The 16933-nt window shown below is 68.5% G+C and carries 15 protein-coding genes; 8 read left to right on the top strand and 7 right to left on the bottom strand.

Features of this window, described 5'->3' with window-relative positions; all coding sequences use genetic code 11:
- The first annotated feature begins 155 nt into the window (after nt 1-155).
- The 3 genes from ACFWXQ_RS43260 (at nt 156) to ACFWXQ_RS43250 (ending at nt 1965) form a co-directional block, all read left to right on the top strand.
- A complete protein-coding gene (locus tag ACFWXQ_RS43260; protein ID WP_383939917.1) occupies nt 156-671 on the top strand; it encodes a pyridoxamine 5'-phosphate oxidase family protein in 516 nt (171 codons plus the stop codon).
- Between the two features lie 90 nt (nt 672-761).
- Entirely contained in the window at nt 762-1202 is a 441-nt protein-coding gene (locus ACFWXQ_RS43255; protein ID WP_383939919.1) for a VOC family protein, read from the top strand.
- A gap of 181 nt (nt 1203-1383) precedes the next feature.
- The gene (locus ACFWXQ_RS43250) at nt 1384-1965 is read left to right on the top strand and encodes a S1 RNA-binding domain-containing protein (RefSeq protein ID WP_386270320.1); all 582 of its coding nucleotides are present in this window, start codon (nt 1384-1386) and stop codon (nt 1963-1965) included.
- A gap of 49 nt (nt 1966-2014) precedes the next feature.
- Here ACFWXQ_RS43250 and glnA read toward each other — a convergent pair whose 3' ends face one another.
- Nucleotides 2015-3376, bottom strand: coding sequence for a type I glutamate--ammonia ligase (gene glnA, locus ACFWXQ_RS43245; protein WP_384089688.1), 1362 nt, complete (start codon nt 3374-3376; stop codon nt 2015-2017).
- A gap of 340 nt (nt 3377-3716) precedes the next feature.
- On the opposite strand from glnA, the gene ACFWXQ_RS43240 reads away from it, so the two are divergent.
- The 3 genes from ACFWXQ_RS43240 to ACFWXQ_RS43230 all read left to right on the top strand — a co-directional run bounded on the left by ACFWXQ_RS43240 (nt 3717) and on the right by ACFWXQ_RS43230 (nt 7133).
- On the top strand, nt 3717-4385 hold the full coding sequence (locus ACFWXQ_RS43240) for a DUF3105 domain-containing protein (protein ID WP_383945975.1): 669 nt from the start codon (nt 3717-3719) through the stop codon (nt 4383-4385).
- Nucleotides 4386-4390: 5 nt separating this feature from the next.
- Nucleotides 4391-5014, top strand: coding sequence for a DUF305 domain-containing protein (locus ACFWXQ_RS43235; protein ID WP_383945977.1), 624 nt, complete (start codon nt 4391-4393; stop codon nt 5012-5014).
- A 178-nt stretch (nt 5015-5192) separates the two neighbouring features.
- Nucleotides 5193-7133, top strand: coding sequence for a protease pro-enzyme activation domain-containing protein (locus ACFWXQ_RS43230; RefSeq protein WP_383945980.1), 1941 nt, complete (start codon nt 5193-5195; stop codon nt 7131-7133).
- Nucleotides 7134-7198: 65 nt separating this feature from the next.
- Here the strand turns inward: ACFWXQ_RS43230 and ACFWXQ_RS43225 are convergent, their stop codons facing one another.
- The 6 genes from ACFWXQ_RS43225 to ACFWXQ_RS43200 all read right to left on the bottom strand — a co-directional run bounded on the left by ACFWXQ_RS43225 (nt 7199) and on the right by ACFWXQ_RS43200 (nt 14305).
- Nucleotides 7199-8023: an alpha/beta hydrolase gene (locus ACFWXQ_RS43225; RefSeq protein ID WP_383945982.1), complete on the bottom strand. Its 825-nt coding sequence runs from the start codon at nt 8021-8023 to the stop codon at nt 7199-7201.
- Nucleotides 8020-8769 carry a DUF998 domain-containing protein gene (locus ACFWXQ_RS43220; protein WP_383945985.1) on the bottom strand — a complete coding sequence of 250 codons (750 nt, stop codon included), beginning with the start codon at nt 8767-8769 and terminating at the stop codon, nt 8020-8022. Before ACFWXQ_RS43220 ends, ACFWXQ_RS43225 begins: the two co-directional genes overlap by 4 nt.
- Before the next feature lie 613 nt (nt 8770-9382).
- A complete protein-coding gene (locus ACFWXQ_RS43215) occupies nt 9383-10612 on the bottom strand; it encodes an MFS transporter (protein ID WP_383945988.1) in 1230 nt (409 codons plus the stop codon).
- A gap of 88 nt (nt 10613-10700) precedes the next feature.
- Complete coding sequence (locus ACFWXQ_RS43210; protein ID WP_383945991.1) at nt 10701-11738, bottom strand: endonuclease/exonuclease/phosphatase family protein; 1038 nt, start codon at nt 11736-11738, stop codon at nt 10701-10703.
- 233 nt (nt 11739-11971) lie between these two features.
- Nucleotides 11972-12601, bottom strand: coding sequence for a TetR/AcrR family transcriptional regulator (locus ACFWXQ_RS43205; protein ID WP_383945994.1), 630 nt, complete (start codon nt 12599-12601; stop codon nt 11972-11974).
- Between the two features lie 129 nt (nt 12602-12730).
- On the bottom strand, nt 12731-14305 hold the full coding sequence (locus ACFWXQ_RS43200) for an MFS transporter (RefSeq protein ID WP_383945997.1): 1575 nt from the start codon (nt 14303-14305) through the stop codon (nt 12731-12733).
- Between the two features lie 194 nt (nt 14306-14499).
- Here ACFWXQ_RS43200 and panB point away from each other — a divergent pair, with 194 nt between their 5' ends.
- Together panB and ACFWXQ_RS43190 are read left to right on the top strand one after the other, a co-directional pair.
- Nucleotides 14500-15366, top strand: coding sequence for a 3-methyl-2-oxobutanoate hydroxymethyltransferase (gene panB, locus ACFWXQ_RS43195; RefSeq protein WP_383946000.1), 867 nt, complete (start codon nt 14500-14502; stop codon nt 15364-15366).
- Between the two features lie 153 nt (nt 15367-15519).
- Nucleotides 15520-16932, top strand: coding sequence for a RuBisCO large subunit C-terminal-like domain-containing protein (locus ACFWXQ_RS43190; RefSeq protein WP_386270319.1), 1413 nt, complete (start codon nt 15520-15522; stop codon nt 16930-16932).
- Nucleotide 16933 lies beyond the last annotated feature (1 nt).

The raw sequence follows: 16933 nt of genomic DNA, 5'->3' as shown, positions 1-16933 counted from the left end.
AGCGCGCCACAACCATCGTGGCCGGTCGACCGCCGGCCCTCTCGGTGGCCGCCGGCCCTCTCGGTGGCCGTCGGACCGATGAGTTCCGTCGGCGGGCGGGGTCTGTTCTGGTGAGGAATCATCCAGTCATCCGCCGGGTCTCAGGAGGAGAGCTCATGGAAGCACGGACCGAACTGGACACGCGCTACAGCGACGAGGCCGCCACCGCACGCCCCTGGTCGGAGGCCGAGGCGCTGCTGGCCGAGGCCGAGCTGTTCTGGATCTCGACCGTACGGCCCGACGGGCGGCCGCATGTGACGCCGCTGCCGACGGTGTGGTCGGACGGCGCGCTGCACTTCTGCACCGGGCCCGAGGAGCGCAAGGCGCGCAACCTCGCGCAGAACCCGAGCGTCGTACTGACCACGGGCACCAACACGTGGAACAAGGGGTACGACCTCGTGGTGGAGGGCGAGGCGGTCCGGGTGTCCGACGACGACAGGCTGCGCGCGCTGGCCGAGGCGTGGGAGGGCAAGTACGGCAGTTTCTGGCACTTCGAGGTCGACGACGGGTACTTCCGGCACGGCGCCGGAAAGGCCCTTGTCTTCTCGGTGGCGCCCGGCACCGTTTTCGGCTTCGGTAAGGGAGAGCCGTTCAGCCAGACCCGCTGGCGGTTCGACGGACGCACGACCTGACGGCACAACGCCTACGACAGCACCACTGGCAGCACCACCGGCAGCACCTGCTACACGCCTAAGACAATGCGTACGACAAAGGAGTCGTCCATGGACATGGCCCTTGAAGTGATCACGCTTCCTGTCACCGACATCGACCGGGCGAAGACGTTCTACGAGGAGAAGGTCGGATTCCACGTCGACATCGACACCGAGGTGATGCCGGGCGCCCGCGTGGTCCAGCTGACGCCCCCCGGTTCCGGCTGTTCGATCGTGCTCGCCGAGGGGGTGCCGATCCCGACGGGAACACCGCAGCCGGGCACGTACCACGGTCTGCAGCTGGTCGTGGCGGATGCCAAGGCGGCCTACGAGGAGCTGACCGCCCGGGGCCTGGACGTCAGCGAGCCCGTCCAGTACGCCCCCCAGGACGGCGGCACCTTCATGCACTTCACCGACCCGGACGGCAACGGCTGGGCCATCCAGGAATTCCGCGAGCGCGCCGCCAAGCCCCTCCACAAGCTCATGACGGACCTGGCCGGGCAGGCAGAGTGACGGATCCCCTCGTCGGCTGAGCCACGGCCGGGACCGTCGGGGAGGGGGCGGCGACGATGATCACGCGTGCCCCCTCTGACACGGCCGTGTGCGGCCCACTGGATCCCCACCCATGCCGCGACTGGAGCGGCCGCCCCGGTCGTCCGGTCGCCTTCGCCGGTCCGGCGGCTAGGCTCCGCCCATGTCCGAGTCAGCCCCTGATCCCCGCCTGCAGTCCTTGATCAACGGGCTTCGGCCGGGCCGTATGCGAAGGGTGAAGGTCATCGGGTTCGAAGGACGGGATGTCCTGGTGAGTCTTGTGGATGCCGAGGAGGCGGATTCCGAGACCGGTCGGATCCCCCGGCACGAGGCGTCGATACGGCGAGTGGAGCACCCGTCGGAGATCTTCGAGGTCGGCCAGGAGATCGACGCCGAAGAGATCGGGCGCTGGGGCGACGGCCGGCTCTGTCTCTCCGCCCGAGCGTGTGAGAACCCGGCCCTGCGGTCCTTCCTCCTCTCGATGGAACCGGGGCAGATCGTCACCGGGACCGTCTCCGAGGTTCTCGACTTCGGCGTCTTCGTCCACGTCGACGGCGAGCCCGACGGCCTGTGCACCGGCTTCATCCGGGTACCGGACCTGACGTGGTCCTGGGTCGGTCATCCCTCGGAGTGCGTCGAACCGGGCCTGCGGATCACCGCCGAGGTGATCGTGTCCGAGACGCGCTCAGGGCAGGTCGTCCTCTCCCTCAAAGCCCTGCAGCAGCGTGGGGCCGACGGTCACTGACCGTCGGCCCCACGTGTCGTTCCGCGGAGGGAGTCCCTCCGGCCTGCGCCTACAGCACCGGCAGGTTCTTCCGCAGCTCGAAAGCAGTCACCTCGGAGCGGTACTCGTGCCACTCCGCCCGCTTGTTGCGGAGGAAGAAGTCAAAGACGTGTTCGCCGAGGGTTTCGGCGACGAGGTCGCTGCGCTCCATGAGGGAGAGTGCCTCGCCGAGGTTCTGGGGGAGGGGCTCGATGCCCATCGCACGGCGTTCGGCGTCGGAGAGGGCCCAGACGTCGTCCTCGGCGCCCGGCGGGAGCTCGTAGCTCTCCTCGATGCCCTTGAGGCCGGCGGCGAGGAGCATCGCGTACGCCAGGTACGGGTTCGCGCCCGAGTCGAGGGAGCGGACCTCCACCCGCGCCGAGCCCGTCTTGCCGGGCTTGTACATCGGGACGCGGACCAGGGCCGAGCGGTTGTTGTGGCCCCAGCAGATGTACGAGGGGGCCTCGCCGCCGGCGCCCGCGGTGCGCTCGGAGCCGCCCCAGATGCGCTTGTAGGAGTTGACCCACTGGTTCGTCACCGCCGCGATCTCCGCGGCGTGCTTCAGCAGGCCCGCGATGAAGGAGCGGCCGACCTTGGAGAGCTGGTACTCGGAGCCCGACTCGTAGAAGGCGTTGCGGTCGCCCTCGAAGAGGGAGAGGTGCGTGTGCATGCCGCTGCCCGGGTGCTCCGAGAACGGCTTCGGCATGAAGGTCGCGTTCACGCCCTGCTCCAGCGCCACCTGCTTCATGACGAGGCGGAACGTCATGATGTTGTCCGCCGTCGAGAGCGCGTCCGCGTAGCGGAGGTCGATCTCCTGCTGGCCGGGGGCGCCCTCGTGGTGGGAGAACTCGACCGAGATGCCCATCGACTCCAGCATGGTGATCGCCTGGCGGCGGAAGTCCATGCCGACGTTCTGCGGGGTGTGGTCGAAGTAGCCGGAGTTGTCGGCGGGCGTCGGGCGCGAGCCGTCGACCGGCTTGTCCTTCAGCAGGAAGAACTCGATCTCGGGGTGAGTGTAGAAGGTGAAGCCCAGGTCGGAGGCCTTGGCCAGGGCCCGCTTCAGCACATACCTCGGGTCCGCGAAGGACGGCGAGCCGTCCGGCATGAGGATGTCGCAGAACATCCGGGCCGTGCCGGGTGCCTCCGCACGCCACGGAAGGACCTGGAAGGTCGAGGGGTCCGGCTTGGCGATCATGTCGGACTCGTAGACGCGGGCGAAGCCCTCGATGGCCGACCCGTCGAAGCCGATGCCCTCGTCGAAGGCCTGCTCCAGCTCGGCCGGGGCCACGGCCACCGACTTGAGGAAGCCCAGCACGTCCGTGAACCACAGGCGTACGAAACGGATGTCGCGCTCTTCCAACGTACGGAGCACGAACTCCTGCTGCTTGTCCATCTTCCGCTTCCACCCAATCTTGCTGGTCAGGCCGCCTGCTCCCGTCCCAGGGAGGCGGTCGGGCACCTGCGCATCACACCACAACAGCATTTCATGCGCGTTGCGGACCCAGATCGCCCGGCCGACCTCCGCCTGAACGCCTCACGTACGGCAGGTGTACTGCTCTGACGCCTATCTTGCCCGTTGAGCGCCGCACATGTAATGGCCGCCCACTGCCGTCTCCGGGACGGGACGGAACTCTCATTTGGCCATTCCTCGGGCCTCTCGACGTACATCCACTTCTCCCCCACTACGATCAGCTGACCACACGACTGTCCCTTTCCCCCAGAAGGACCACCCCATGGGTTCCGCCAAGAAGACAGAGTCCCAGTCGCGCAAGGCGCGAATAGAGGAGATGCGGCGTGCCGAGCAGGCCCGTGAGCGCCGCAGCCGGATCCTCACGATCACCGCGAGCGTGATCGTCGTCGCCGGTCTCGTCGCCGGTGGTGCCTTCCTCATCAACTCGCAGTCAGACGACAAGGACAGCGCGTCGGGCGACTCGAAGTCGACGTCGGGGAAGTTCGTCACGGGCAAGGACGGGGTGAAGACGTGGAGCACCAAGCTCACGCAGAACCACGTCACCAAGGACGTGAAGTACCCGATGGAGCCCCCGGTCGGCGGTGACCACAACCAGGTGTGGATGAACTGCAACGGCGACGTCTACACCAAGGCGATCAAGAACGTGAACGCCGTGCACTCGCTGGAGCACGGCGCGGTCTGGGTGACGTACAACAGCAAGGCATCGGACGCGGACGTGAAGGCGCTCTCGGAGAAGGTCAAGAAGACCCCCTACACGCTGATGAGCCCGGTCGAGGACCAGAAGGACCCGATCATGCTCTCCGCGTGGGGCCACCAGCGTACGGTGACGAGTGCGAGCGACCCGGCCGCCGCCACGTTCTTCGAGACGTACGTCCAGGGCAAGCAGACGCCCGAGCCGGGTGCCGCCTGCACCAACGGCCTGTCGCAGTGAGGAAGATGAAGTTCGCCGGCTGGATCTCCGGGGTCGCCGCGGCCGTGGTCGTGGCGGCCGGGGCGATCACGTACGCGGTCGCCGACGGCGACGACTCCGGCATGAAGGCCCCGGCGGCCGACTCCGCGGACGCCGGCTTCGCGCGTGACATGGCGGTGCACCACCAGCAGGCCGTCGAGATGTCGTACATCGTGCGCGACCACACCAAGGACGAAGAGGTACGCCGTCTCGCGTACGACATCGCGCAGACGCAGGCCAACCAGCGCGGCATGATGCTCGGCTGGCTGGACCTGTGGGAGCTGCCCAAGGTGTCGGCCGACGAACCCATGTCATGGATGGACATGAGCGGCATGCCGTCCGCCGGGGACGGCTCGCTGATGCCGGGCATGGCGACGACGGCCCAGATGGAGTCGCTGGGCAAGCTTGACGGCAAGGCCGCCGAGGTCCGCTATCTGCAGCTCATGTACGCGCACCACATGGGCGGGGTGCACATGGCCAAGGGCTGTGTGGAGCGGTGTCAGGTCGGCGTCGAGCGACGGCTCGCACAGGGAATGGTCCAGGCGCAGGAGTCGGAGATGCAGCTCATCACCGACCTGCTGAAGAAGCGCGGCGCGAAGCCGCAAGCCTGAGCCCAGCCGGGATGCCTCCGGGGCGCGACCCGTCTCATGTCGGGCATCGCGCCCCAAATCCCTTGCACATACGGTTCCTTGGGCGCTTCTTGGCCCAGCCATGCCCCCGCCATTCCCCTGGCATGAACGGTTCATCGCAAGAGTGACCCCCATCCAGAGATCCATTAGGGGGTTCTCCATGAGATCCAACCGAGCCGCGGTACGTGCCGGTGTGAGCATGGCGGCGACACTGCCTCTGCTCGCCGGCGCGCTGGCACTCGGCATACCCGCGGCCCACGCGTCGACCGACCCGGCCGGCCGCGACACGCTCCAGGGCACCAAACCGCTGTGGGCCACCGCCCAGGCGGACAAGGGAGCCACGGCGGACGCCTCCCGGGTCTCGGCCCGGGTCTATCTCGCCGGCCGGGACGCGGCGGGCCTGAGCGCCTACGCCAAGGCCGTCTCCGACCCGTCGTCGCCCTCGTACGGGAAGTACCTGAGCGCGCAGCGGACCGAGGCCCGCTTCGGCGCCACCAAGGCCCAAGTGGCCGAGGTGACCGCCTGGTTGAAGTCGGCGGGCCTGACCGTCACGGAAACCACACGCCGCTACCTCTCGGTGACGGGTGAAGTGGCCGACGCGGAGAAGGCGTTCGGCACCCAGCTGCACAACTACGCCAAGGGCAGGAAGACATACCGGGCGCCCTCCAAGGCGGCCTCGACGCCCGCCGCCCTCAACGGCGCCGTGCTCACGGTCACCGGCCTGGACAACGCCCCGCACAAGGCGAACCACTCCGACACGCTGCCGCCGCCGGACGCCGTGTTCCACAACTCCGGGCCGTTCTCCTCGTACTACGGCTCGAAGACCGCGACGACGCTCCCGAAGGCGTACGGCACGAGGATCCCGTACGCCGTGAAGGGCTACACGGGCAAGCAGCTGCGGGCGGCCTACGGAGCCGGCCGGGCGACCGGCAAGGGCGTGACCGTGGCGATCACGGACGCGTACGCCTCGCCGACCATCGCGGCGGACGCGGCCACGTACGCGGCGAAGCACGGTGACGCGGCGTACGGCGGCGGGCAGTTGAGCCAGGTGCTGCCGGCCCAGTACACGCGGACCGAGGAGTGCGGCGCGGCGGGCTGGTACGGCGAGGAGACCCTGGACGTCGAGGCGGTACACGCCGTAGCGCCGGCATCCGACATCGTCTATGTGGGCGCCGAGTCCTGCTACGACGACGATCTGCTCGACTCGCTCGGCAAGATCGTCGACGGACACCTGGCCGACATCGTCTCCAACTCGTGGGGCGACATCGAGGCCAACCAGACGCCGGACCTCGCGGCCGCCTACGACCAGGTCTTCCAGCTGGGCGCGATCGAGGGCATCGGCTTCTACTTCTCGTCCGGCGACAACGGCGACGAGGTGGCGCACACCGGCACGAAGCAGGTCGACACCCCGGCCAACTCGGCGTGGGTGACGGCGGTCGGCGGCACCTCGCTGGCCGTCGGCAAGGGCGACACGTACAAGTGGGAGACCGGCTGGGGCACGACCAGGGCCACGCTGTCGGACGACGGCAAGAGCTGGACGGACTTCCCGGGCGCGTACACCTCCGGCGCGGGCGGCGGCACCAGCGCGACGGTGAAGCAGCCGTTCTACCAGCGAGGCGTGGTCCCCTCCACCCTCGCGAACCCGAACGGCAAGCAAGCCATGCGAACGGTGCCGGACATCTCCGCGATCGCCGACCCCAACACCGGTTTCCTGGTCGGCCAGACGCAGACCTTCCCGGACGGGACACAGAAGTACGACGAGTACCGCATCGGCGGCACCTCCCTCGCCTCGCCGGTCATCGCGGGCATCCAGGCGCTCGCCCAGCAGCAGCGCGGCGGGCACCCGATCGGCTTCGCCAACCCGGCGATCTACGACCGGTACGGCTCGAAGCTCTACCACGACGTCACGGACCACCCGACGGGCCGCGACCTCGCGGTGGCGCGCGTGGACTTCGTCAACTCGTTCGACGCGTCGGAGGGCCTGCTGACCTCCGTGCGCAGCCTGGGCAAGGACAGCTCACTGAAGGCAGTACGCGGCTACGACGACGTCACCGGGGTGGGTTCACCGGCCCCTGGCTATGTGACGTCATACCACCACTGACGCTTTTCCCATGTGTTGGGCGCCCGCCCCTCGCCAGCCATCCTCTCGGCGAGGGACGGGCGCACTCATGTCCCCAGAATCGCGTCCACGACGTCCTGAGGACGATCGAGCATCACAAGATGACCGGCAGGCGCGGACACACGCAACGCACCACCGAGCCGCTCGGCAAGCACTCGCTGCCGATCGAGCCACCCCCGCGAACCACCGTCGTACGCGGCAAGCACCGTGACGGGCGAGTCGAGCGGAACCCGCCCCCGCAGGGAGGCCAGTTCGACGGCCTGATCCCGATAGCGGGCGTTCTCGCCAAGGACGGCATGCAGAAAACGACTGGTGGAGTAGGCACCCCGCACAAGATCGTCCGAGGCCGGGTCACCGCCACTGTGCCGCCCGACGCGAACCGCGGTACGCCGCAGGAGAGGCCCCAGGAGGCGCGGAACACCCGCGGCGGCCAGCAACGTGCCGCCCACCCACGTGCACGCGTCCGAGAACTCGGGGGCCCGCCTGCCCCGGGGTGCCTCCTCGACGCTGGAGTCGACCAGCACGAGCCCGGCCGTCCGCTCCGGAAACAACCGGGCGAACGCCTCGCAGTGGAACCCGGCGAGCGAGTGCCCCACCACGGTGGCGGGCGCACCGGTCCCGGCCCCGGCCGCGTCGAGCACGCGCGCGATGCGCTCCGCCTCACCGGTGAGCGTGGGCCACGCGCGCGCGTGGCCGCTGAGCCCGAGCCCCGGCCGATCAAAGCGGACGACCGTGCGGTGCGGGGCGAGCAGCGGGACGACGGGGTCCCAGTCGAACCACGCCATCCCCAGACCAACGCTGAGCACGCAGACGGGCCCGGTGCCGTCGACGCGGATGTGGTGGGGGGCTCCAAGAATGCGTACGAAGGTCAAGGCCGGGCCTCTCCGGAACGGGACGGAATACGCTCCCTGCCGCGCACGTCCGGGTCCCGCCGAAGAAGTGAGCCGGATGTCGCGGTGTGGCGCACCAGCGAGACGGCCAGCACCCCCACCCAGACCGCGATCACGCCCACCTGAAGACGCTGGGCGACGCCCAGGCCCCAGCCGTCGTGGCCCGCCTCCAGCGCGGCGATGGCGGCCAGCGTCCAGGCGGTGGCGGCCAGTTCGAGCGTCACCAGGACGGGGCCCGAGCGGGCGAGGGGCGCCCGGGGCGCGTACCGGCGGGCGGTGAGGGTGAGGGCCACCATGGCGACGAGGATGCCGCACAGGGCGACCGTGCTGCTCACGGAGTGCGCGGAATGGGCCGACGGCAGCAGGCCCGCGCGCTCCTGTGCGGCGCACGTCGGGTCCGCGGTGGGTGTGCAGCTCAGTGGCAGGCGGGAGTCCACGGCTGTGGCGGCGCCGAAGAGTCCGAGTGCGATCCAGCCGGCCCTTGCCCATCGCCCCGGGGAGGGCGGTCGGAGCGATGCCAGGAGGGCGGCGGCGGCCACCAGGGTGCCCGCGAGCAGGTCCGCTGTGCGGAACAGGGTGCCGTGGGGCTGGTTCCGGGCGGCCAGTTCGCTCACGTACGTGTGGGCGGGGGTGAGGTCTGTCGTCAGGACGACCTCCAGTGTCCAGGCGGTGTAGGTGAGCGCGCCGAGGGCCAGGAGGGCGGCTGTGGTCGGGCGGGGTCTGATCATTGGTGCCCATGATCGGGGCGGGGGGTTCGTTTCGCACGTTCGTCGCCTGCGGGCGGGTGGGGGCCGATCGCGCAGTTCCCCGCGCCCCTGAGGGGGGTGGGGGCTCGGTGTTGTGTGTTGGCTGCAGCCCGGTGGGGGCTGATCGCGCAGTTCCCCGCGCCCCTAAAAAGCAGGGGCTACCGCCCCCCAACGACAAAAGCCAGGGGCGCAGCCCGCTTGGGAACAAGGCGAGGGCGCAGCTCCGCTTGGGAACAAGGCGAGGGCGGAGCCCGCTTGAAGGCAGAAGCCACGGGCGCAACCGAGCTGCGGCCGAGCGAGGACAGACCCCGCCGATCCCCGAGAACTCCCTCACCAGACGTCTGCCGATCAGCGACAGGTGGCGCGGGAGCGTCTGAACGGGACGGGCGTCGGGCCGGCAGCCGTCTCCGAGACGTGAGGGGACGGGCCGGGACGTGCGAGCGCCGCGCTTCCCGGCCCACCCGACTTCCTACAGAGCAAGCTCGGATGTCCCGGCCCGTCCCCGCCCCACCGCGAACCCAAGGGGCGCGAGGAACTGCGCGACCAGCCCCCACGCACCCGCAGCCAACCACCGAAGGCCACCGCCGAACCGCAGTCACCGCCGAACGGCGGCCTCCGCCTCCGACTCCGCCCGCCGCGGAACACCCCCGGCAACAACCCGCCCGCCACGAACCGTCACCCGACGACGGTCCACCACAAACGCGACCGCAGCCACCCCCAGCCCCAGAACCGCCAACCCCGCACCGGCCACCGCAGGCGACGTCGTACCGAAGCCCGCAGCCAGCGTGAGCCCACCGATCCACGCACCACCGGCATTCGCAAGGTTGAACGCGGCCTGATTGGCGGACGAGGCCAGGGACGGAGCCGAGGACGCCTTCTCCATGACCATCAGCAGAAGCGGGGAACTGGTGACGAACGCCGCCATACCAAGCAGCACCACAGCCAGAGCCGCACTCCAAGCCGTGCCCATCAGAACCGGGAACAGAGCCAGCACAGCCACCAGCGAAACAAGCCCGCCGAACAGCGTGCCCCGCATGGAACGGTCGGCCAGACGCCCACCCAGCAGGTTGCCGATGGTCGCACCCACACCGAACAGCGCCAGCAACAACGTCACGCTGGAGTCGGCATACCCGGCGGAATCCGTCAGCATCGGCGTGATGTAGCTGTACGCCGAGAACAGCGCACCGAATCCCGCGACAGTGGTCCCGAGCGCCAGCCACACCGGCAGCGACTTGAGCGCGGCCAGTTCGCCGCGCAGTCCGGCGGCAGGGGCGTGAGAACCGTCACGCGGCAGCACCAGCGCCAGCGACGCGATGGCCACCAGCCCGATCACGCTGACGCCGAGGAACGTGGCGCGCCAGCCGAAGTTCTGCCCCACCAGCGTCGCGGCGGGCACGCCCGCGATGTTCGCGACGGTCAGACCGAGAAACATCATCGAGACGGCGCGAGCCTTGCGCTCGGCGGGAACCAGACCGGTGGCGACAACGGCTCCGACGCCGAAGAACGCACCGTGCGGCAGACCGCTGAGGAACCGGGCGGCAAGCAGAGAGTTGTGGTCGGGGGCGAAGGCCGAGAGCGTGTTGCCCACGACGAACAGCACCATGAGACCGATCAGGACCTTGCGGCGGGACATTCGGGCGGTCACCGCGGCGAGCAGCGGGGCGCCGATGACGACACCGATCGCGTACGCCGAGACCAGGTGTCCCGCGGTGGGGATCGAGATTCCCAGGTCGTCCGCGACGTCGGGCAGCAGGCCCATCATCACGAACTCGGTGGTGCCGATGCCGAAGGCGCCCACGGCTAGGGCGAGCAGGGCCAGGGGCATGAGGGGGCCTTTCAAAGGGTGAGCGGAGTTCCGTACAGCTTATGTTCATCTACGGAACAAAGCGTCCCAGGCCCAGTATTCCCAGGGGTTACGAGCCGGTTGCCGAAAGCTTCACTCGAGCGGCGATCGGAAGATGGTCACTGCCCGTCTCCGGGAGGGTCCAGGACGTCACCGGCTCGACGCCCTTGACCATGATCTGGTCGATCCGGGCCATCGGGAACGACGCGGGCCAGCTGAACCCGAAGCCGCTGCCCGCCGCGCCCTGCGTGGAGCGCATCTGCGAGGTGACGCCGTTCAGCGCGCGGTCGTTCATCGTGCCGTTCAGGTCGCCGAGCAGGGCGACCTGCGGGAGCTTCTCGTCGGCGATGGCCTCGCCCAGCGCGTCGGCGCTCTTGTCGCGCTGGCGCGCGGTGAACCCGGCCTCCATCTTGACCCGCACGGAGGGGAGATGGGCCACGTACACCGCGAGCTTCCCCTCCGGCGCGGTGACCGTGGCCCGCATCGCACGCGTCCACCCGAGCTTGATGTCGACCGGCCGGGACTCGCTCAGCGGGTACTTGCTCCACAGGCCGACCGTGCCCTGCACCGAGTGGTACTTGTACGTCGGGTCCAGGGCCTGCTCGTACACCGGAACCGCCGAGGCTGTCAGCTCCTCCAGGGCGACAACGTCGGCGCCGGACGCGGCAACGTCACGGGCCGTACCGGCCGGGTCCGGATTCTCGGCGTTGACGTTGTGCGTGGCGACCGTGAGATTTCCGCCACTGCCGGTCCGGTCGGCGAGCAGTCCGCCGAAGAGGTTGAGCCAGACGACCGCCGGCAGCAGCACGGCGATCAGCGCGGTGGCGGACCTGCGGACCAGCGCGAGGACGAACAGCACCGGGATGAGGAGGGCAAGCCAGGGCAGGAACGTCTCCGTGAGGCTGCCGAGGTTGCCGATGGTGTTCGGGATCCGCGCGTGCAGCCCCATGACCAGGGAGAGCACGAGGGCGAACGCGGCGAGGACGATGCCCCGGCGCCAGATGCCCCGGTCGTTGCGGAGGGTGGAGAGCAGGCGCCGAAGCCGGGGTTCTCTGCGGTCGGACCCCTGGTCACCGCTGCCCGTCTCCGTCTTGTACGCCTGCGCCATACCGTCGCCTCACCAAGTGCCGTGCACACCATCCCTGCGGATAAGACCCTAGGGGATGATCGCGTTTGTTCTCGCCGTGCCATGACGGCCGTATGGGCACGAGGACGAAAGAGTCGACGTGAGGGGTTCCGGTTGCGCGCCCGACAGGGCCGGTCTGTGACGAAACGCGCACATTCCCACGGGGGTTGGAACCCGCATCGGAACCCGCGCCGAAAGCCGTCGCCGACCAGCGCTCAGGATCGGCCGGCCCCCAGCCCCGCCAGCACCGTGTCGACGATCCGCTCGGGCAGCCCCTCCTCCAGCCCGGCATCCGGGCGCAGGACGGCGCGTACGAGCATGGGGCCCACGAACAGGTCGTTGGCCAGTTCCACGTCGACGTCCGCACGGAGTTCGCCGTTGAGCTGGCCGCGGCGCAGCACGTCGAACGTCTTCCGGCGGCGCGGTTCGATGACGGCCGAGTGGTAGACCTTCCACAGCTTGGGGCTGCTCTTCATCTGCGCGTGGACGTTGTGCATGATCGCCGAGGAGCGGTTGGCCAGACCCTGCTGCCGCAGCGATTCGAGCAGGATGATCAGGTCCTCGCGCATGGAGACGCCGGGCAGTTCCGGGTCGGGCGGTTCGGCGGTGCGCAGCACGTCGCAGAAGAGTTCCTCGCGCCCGCTCCAGCGCCGGTAGATGGTGGCCTTTCCCACACCGGCGATACGGGCGACCCGCTCTATGGAGATGTCCGCAAGCGGAACGCCCTCCTCCAGCAGCTTCATGACGCCCTCGACGATCGCGTGCTCGACGGCCTCGCTGCGCGGGCGCCCTCTGGCGGGTCCGCCCCCGCCGGTCGCCCCCGCCTCCTGCTCCGCGACGCCCACGTCCTCGCTCCGCTCTCGAATCCCGCTGTTCCGCCGCCCGTGTCCGGCCGGCTGCCCCGTTGATTCTCCCCGGTGCGCGGGGAGTTCGGTCACCGGCCGTCCCGGGTGACCGGATCCTTGCCGTACTGCTCAGTTGTCCGCGCTCACCAGCTCCGCCTCCTTCTCCTCCGGGGCCGGTGTGCGGCCCGGCAGGAACAGGCCGACGACCACGGCGCCGACGAGGGCGACACCCGCGCCGCACAGGGCGGTGACATGCATCGCGTGCAGGAAGGCGTCGTTGGCCGGGCCGACGAGGGCATCTCCCTTCGGGCCGAGCTTCGCGGCGAAGCCGAGCGTCGCCTCGATGGACTCGCCCGCGCTGTGCCGGGCGGCGGCGGGCAGCTTGTCCTCGATGCCCGAGCGGTACGCGGCGGACAGGACCGACCCGAGTACGGCGATGCCGAGGGCGCCGCCGACCTGGCGGAACGTGTTGCTGAGCGCGGAGGCGGAGCCGGCCTTCTCGCGGGGCAGGGCCTGCATGATCACGACGCTGGTGGGCGTCATGATGTGCGCCATGCCGGTGCCCATGAGGAAGAAGATGACCTCCAGGATCCAGATCGGCGTGTCCGCCTCAAGACCGGCGAACGCGGCCAGCATGGCGGCGATGAGGAGCATGCCGCCGGTGGTGGTGGCCTTGTTGCCGAAGCGGTCCACGACCAGCCGGGCGCGCGGCGCGAAGACGAGCTGCGCGACGGCCAGCGGCAGCATCAGCAGGCCGGTCTGCAGGGGCGAGTAGCCGCGCACGCTCTGGGTGTAGAAGACGGCGAAGAAGGTGACGCCCATCAGCGCGAAGAACACGAGCGCGATGGCGCTGATCGCCGCCGAGAAGACCTTGTCCTTGAAGTACGTGACGTCGATCGACGGGTGGCTGCTGCGCTTCTCGAACACCACGAAGCCGACGAGTACGGCGAGTCCGGCGCCGATGGTCGCGAGGACCGTGGGGTCCGTGAAGTCGGCGAGCTGGCCGCCCTTGATGATGCCGTAGACGAGCAGGACGAGCCCGATGACGGACAGCACGACGCCCACCGGGTCGATCCGGCCCGGCTTCGGGTCGCGGGAGTCGGGGACGAGCCACACCATCAGGCCCAGCGCGAGGATCACGATCGGCACGTTGATCAGGAAGACGGATCCCCACCAGAAGTGGTCGAGGAGTACGCCTCCGGTGATCGGGCCGATGGCGATGGCGAGGCCGACGCCGCCCGCCCAGATGCCGATGGCCTTCGGCTGCTCGTCGCGCTCGAAGACGTTCATGAGGACCGCGAGGGTGGCCGGCATCACAAAGGCGGCGCCGAGGCCCATCACCGCGCGGAACGAGATGAGCTCGACCGGTGTCCCGGAGGAGGCCGCGAGCGCCGAGCCGACGCCGAAGACGAAGAGCCCGCCGAGCAGGACCTTCTTGCGCCCGAGCCGGTCACCGAGGAGGCCGGCGGAGAAGAGCAGGCCCGCGAAGACGAGGGTGTAGGCGTTGATGGCCCATTCCAGCTCGCTCTGGGTGGCCCCCAGGCCGGTCGGGGCGGGCGTCGAGATGGTCTTGATCGCGACGTTCAGGATCGAGTTGTCCAGGACGACGATCAGCAGGCTCAGCATCAGGACGCCGAGGATCGCCCAGCGGCGCCGGTGCACGGCTTCCGGTATGCGGGTGGCCGGGACGGCGGGAGTTGTCATGCCGAAAAGCCTAGAGGAGATTCGATACGAGACCGTCTCGTATTGGAAACCCTTTACCGAGACCTTACGGACCCGTGGGGGGAGCGAGCGGGAGCCGGTGCCCCCTCTAGCCGTTCCCTGGCACGAGGTGCCACCATGGAGGGGATCCGGAGACGCCGTGAGGGCGCTTCGAGATGACAGAAGGAGCCGTTGCAATGACGCAGCTTTCGGCTGCCCGGGCGACCACCGACAGCAGCAGTAGGGCGCTGTACGGAGGCAAGGGCACACGCCGCATCACCGTCCGCGACATCACCACCGCCAAGGAACGCGGCGAGAAGTGGCCGATGCTCACCGCGTACGACGCGATGACCGCGTCCGTCTTCGACGAGGCCGGTATCCCGGTCATGCTCGTCGGCGACTCGGCGGGCAACTGCCACCTCGGGTACGAGTCGACCGTGCCCGTCACCCTCGACGAGATGACCATGCTCTCGGCCGCCGTCGTACGGGGCACCTCGCGCGCCCTGATCGTCGGCGACCTGCCCTTCGGGTCCTACCAGGAGGGGCCCGTGCAGGCGCTGCGCTCGGCGACCCGGCTGGTCAAGGAGGCCGGGGTCGGGGCGGTGAAGCTGGAGGGCGGCGAGCGGTCCCACCGCCAGATCGAGCTGCTCGTGGAGTCCGGCATCCCGGTGATGGCGCACATCGGTCTCACCCCCCAGTCCGTGAACTCGATGGGGTACCGCGTCCAGGGGCGCGGCGAGGAGGCCGCCCAGCAGCTTCTGCGGGACGCCAAGGCGATCCAGGACGCGGGAGCGTTCGCGGTCGTCCTTGAACTGGTTCCGGCGGAGCTGGCCGCCGAGGTCACCCGGATGCTGCACATTCCCACCGTGGGGATCGGGGCGGGGCCGGACACCGACGCGCAGGTTCTCGTCTGGACGGACATGCTCGGGCTGACCGGGGGCAAGATGCCTCGGTTCGTGAAGCAGTACGCCAATCTGCGTGAGGTCATGGGCGACGCGGCGAAGGCCTTCGCCGATGACGTCGTCGGCGGAACGTTCCCTCAGGAGGAGCACTCCGTCCACTAGTCCACTGCGGCACCAGGCAGCCCGCCGATTTCCCCCGTCGGCGGGCTGTCTCCTTGTCGGGCCCGTCGGTTTCCATACCGGGATGAGAGAGGTGCCACCGAGGAGTGGGCACGGTCGCGTCGCCCTGCTCGATGTCTTCCCTGTCAAGTTCAGATGTGCTGTGATTGTTCCGCTCGTCTCAGGAACGGTCGGCAAGAGGTACCGAGGTCTCGCTCGTTCGATCAGCCAGACAACATGAACAACCCACGCCCGGGGGATCATTTGGATTGGCGCAGCCAGATCATCGACTCTGACGCACTACATCTGGACGATTACGTACGGGCAACGTACAGCATTTCCGTACCCGCCGGAGCAGACACCAGGCGATCTGCCGTTCAGATGCTGCGCATTCTGACAGTTCGTTCACAAAGAGACTTGCCGGTAGGACAGCAACTGGATCCCAGCAAGTTCGGTGCGGTCATACATATCGGCACTTCAGCGCCGTGGTCAGAGGTTACGCTAGCCATCCCTGTGAGTAGCGTGGAACCCACTGAAGGGCTTTCCCACCTCTTACAGATGCTGACGAGCGTCGTCGAATACAACTACGCCGACGGAGCATGGCTCCAGCGTGTAGATCTCCCGCAACGCTACCTCCGACACGTACCCGGGCCCCAACTCGGGACCCCAGGTTTGAGGAATTTACTCAGTATCCCGACACGTCCCCTGCTCGCGCTACAGGTCGGCCCTCGGTACCAATCGCTATCCGCCCTGACAGGTCTCTACCTCGAGGCCCTGCTGGCAGGAGTCGACATGCTGGTGGATGACATCCTACTCGGCGATCCGCCGGGGGAGCTTTCCCTGGCGAATCGTGTGCCAGTACTCACGAACCTGTGCGAACGGGCAAGCCATTCCTCTGGCAAAAAGAAAATTTATGCCACATGCCTGACCGGCAGCTCGAATCAAATGCTCAGCAAGGCACATTGGGGTGCATCGCAAGGAGTCGGCGGCTTCATAGTGAACTCGTTCACTCACGGCCTTGGAACGCTCGAAGACTTGAGCAGAGCCGGCCTCGAAAAATGCCTCTTCGCCACGAACATGGGCTCCGGGATGGTCTCAAGGCCGGCCACCCCCACGTCCGCCGTATCCGATCGCCGTGTCGGCATAGACGAGCAGGTCATCTCGAAACTCAGTCGGCTTGCGGGGGCGGACGCAGTGCACACCGGAACGACGGGAGCAGAGTGTTTCGATGTCTCGTGGGGTGACGCAAACCGCACCTTGGCACAGCCCATCATAACTGCTGGCACAAACATCCCTCCGAGTTTCTGCGTCGCAGAGGGAGACCTGCAGATGATCAACGTGTGGCCGAACATGAGAGAACTCGGAACGGATACAATATTCGAGGTCAGATCGGCAATCCTGGGCACAGGCAGCCCAGTTCGCGACAAGGCGAAAAGGTTCATCGACCTTCTTGATCGGCTCACTACGGTAGGTGACGACCGGGAAGCAATGCAAGTCTATCGACGGCTGGCCCAAATCGACGAGGACCTACAAAGGGACCTCGACGAAACAGACCTCAATGACTGGTGAC

The organism is Streptomyces sp. NPDC058697, from assembly GCF_042715345.1.
Classification (GTDB): domain Bacteria; phylum Actinomycetota; class Actinomycetes; order Streptomycetales; family Streptomycetaceae; genus Streptomyces; species Streptomyces liliifuscus.
The sequence above is the reverse complement of the archived record's forward strand: the minus strand, read 5'-3'. Positions and strand labels throughout refer to the sequence as shown.

Bases quoted from the DNA above. Each gene is read 5' to 3' on its own strand.
- ACFWXQ_RS43260 (WP_383939917.1), top strand. From the start codon at position 156: ATGGAAGCACGGACCGAACTGGACACGCGCTACAGCGACGAGGCCGCC.
- ACFWXQ_RS43255 (WP_383939919.1), top strand. From the start codon at position 762: ATGGACATGGCCCTTGAAGTGATCACGCTTCCTGTCACCGACATCGAC.
- ACFWXQ_RS43250 (WP_386270320.1), top strand. From the start codon at position 1,384: ATGTCCGAGTCAGCCCCTGATCCCCGCCTGCAGTCCTTGATCAACGGG.
- glnA (WP_384089688.1), bottom strand. From the start codon at position 3,376: ATGGACAAGCAGCAGGAGTTCGTGCTCCGTACGTTGGAAGAGCGCGAC.
- ACFWXQ_RS43240 (WP_383945975.1), top strand. From the start codon at position 3,717: ATGGGTTCCGCCAAGAAGACAGAGTCCCAGTCGCGCAAGGCGCGAATA.
- ACFWXQ_RS43235 (WP_383945977.1), top strand. From the start codon at position 4,391: ATGAAGTTCGCCGGCTGGATCTCCGGGGTCGCCGCGGCCGTGGTCGTG.
- ACFWXQ_RS43230 (WP_383945980.1), top strand. From the start codon at position 5,193: ATGAGATCCAACCGAGCCGCGGTACGTGCCGGTGTGAGCATGGCGGCG.
- ACFWXQ_RS43220 (WP_383945985.1), bottom strand. From the start codon at position 8,769: ATGATCAGACCCCGCCCGACCACAGCCGCCCTCCTGGCCCTCGGCGCG.
- ACFWXQ_RS43215 (WP_383945988.1), bottom strand. From the start codon at position 10,612: ATGCCCCTGGCCCTGCTCGCCCTAGCCGTGGGCGCCTTCGGCATCGGC.
- ACFWXQ_RS43210 (WP_383945991.1), bottom strand. From the start codon at position 11,738: ATGGCGCAGGCGTACAAGACGGAGACGGGCAGCGGTGACCAGGGGTCC.
- ACFWXQ_RS43200 (WP_383945997.1), bottom strand. From the start codon at position 14,305: ATGACAACTCCCGCCGTCCCGGCCACCCGCATACCGGAAGCCGTGCAC.
- panB (WP_383946000.1), top strand. From the start codon at position 14,500: ATGACGCAGCTTTCGGCTGCCCGGGCGACCACCGACAGCAGCAGTAGG.
- ACFWXQ_RS43190 (WP_386270319.1), top strand. From the start codon at position 15,520: ATGTGCTGTGATTGTTCCGCTCGTCTCAGGAACGGTCGGCAAGAGGTA.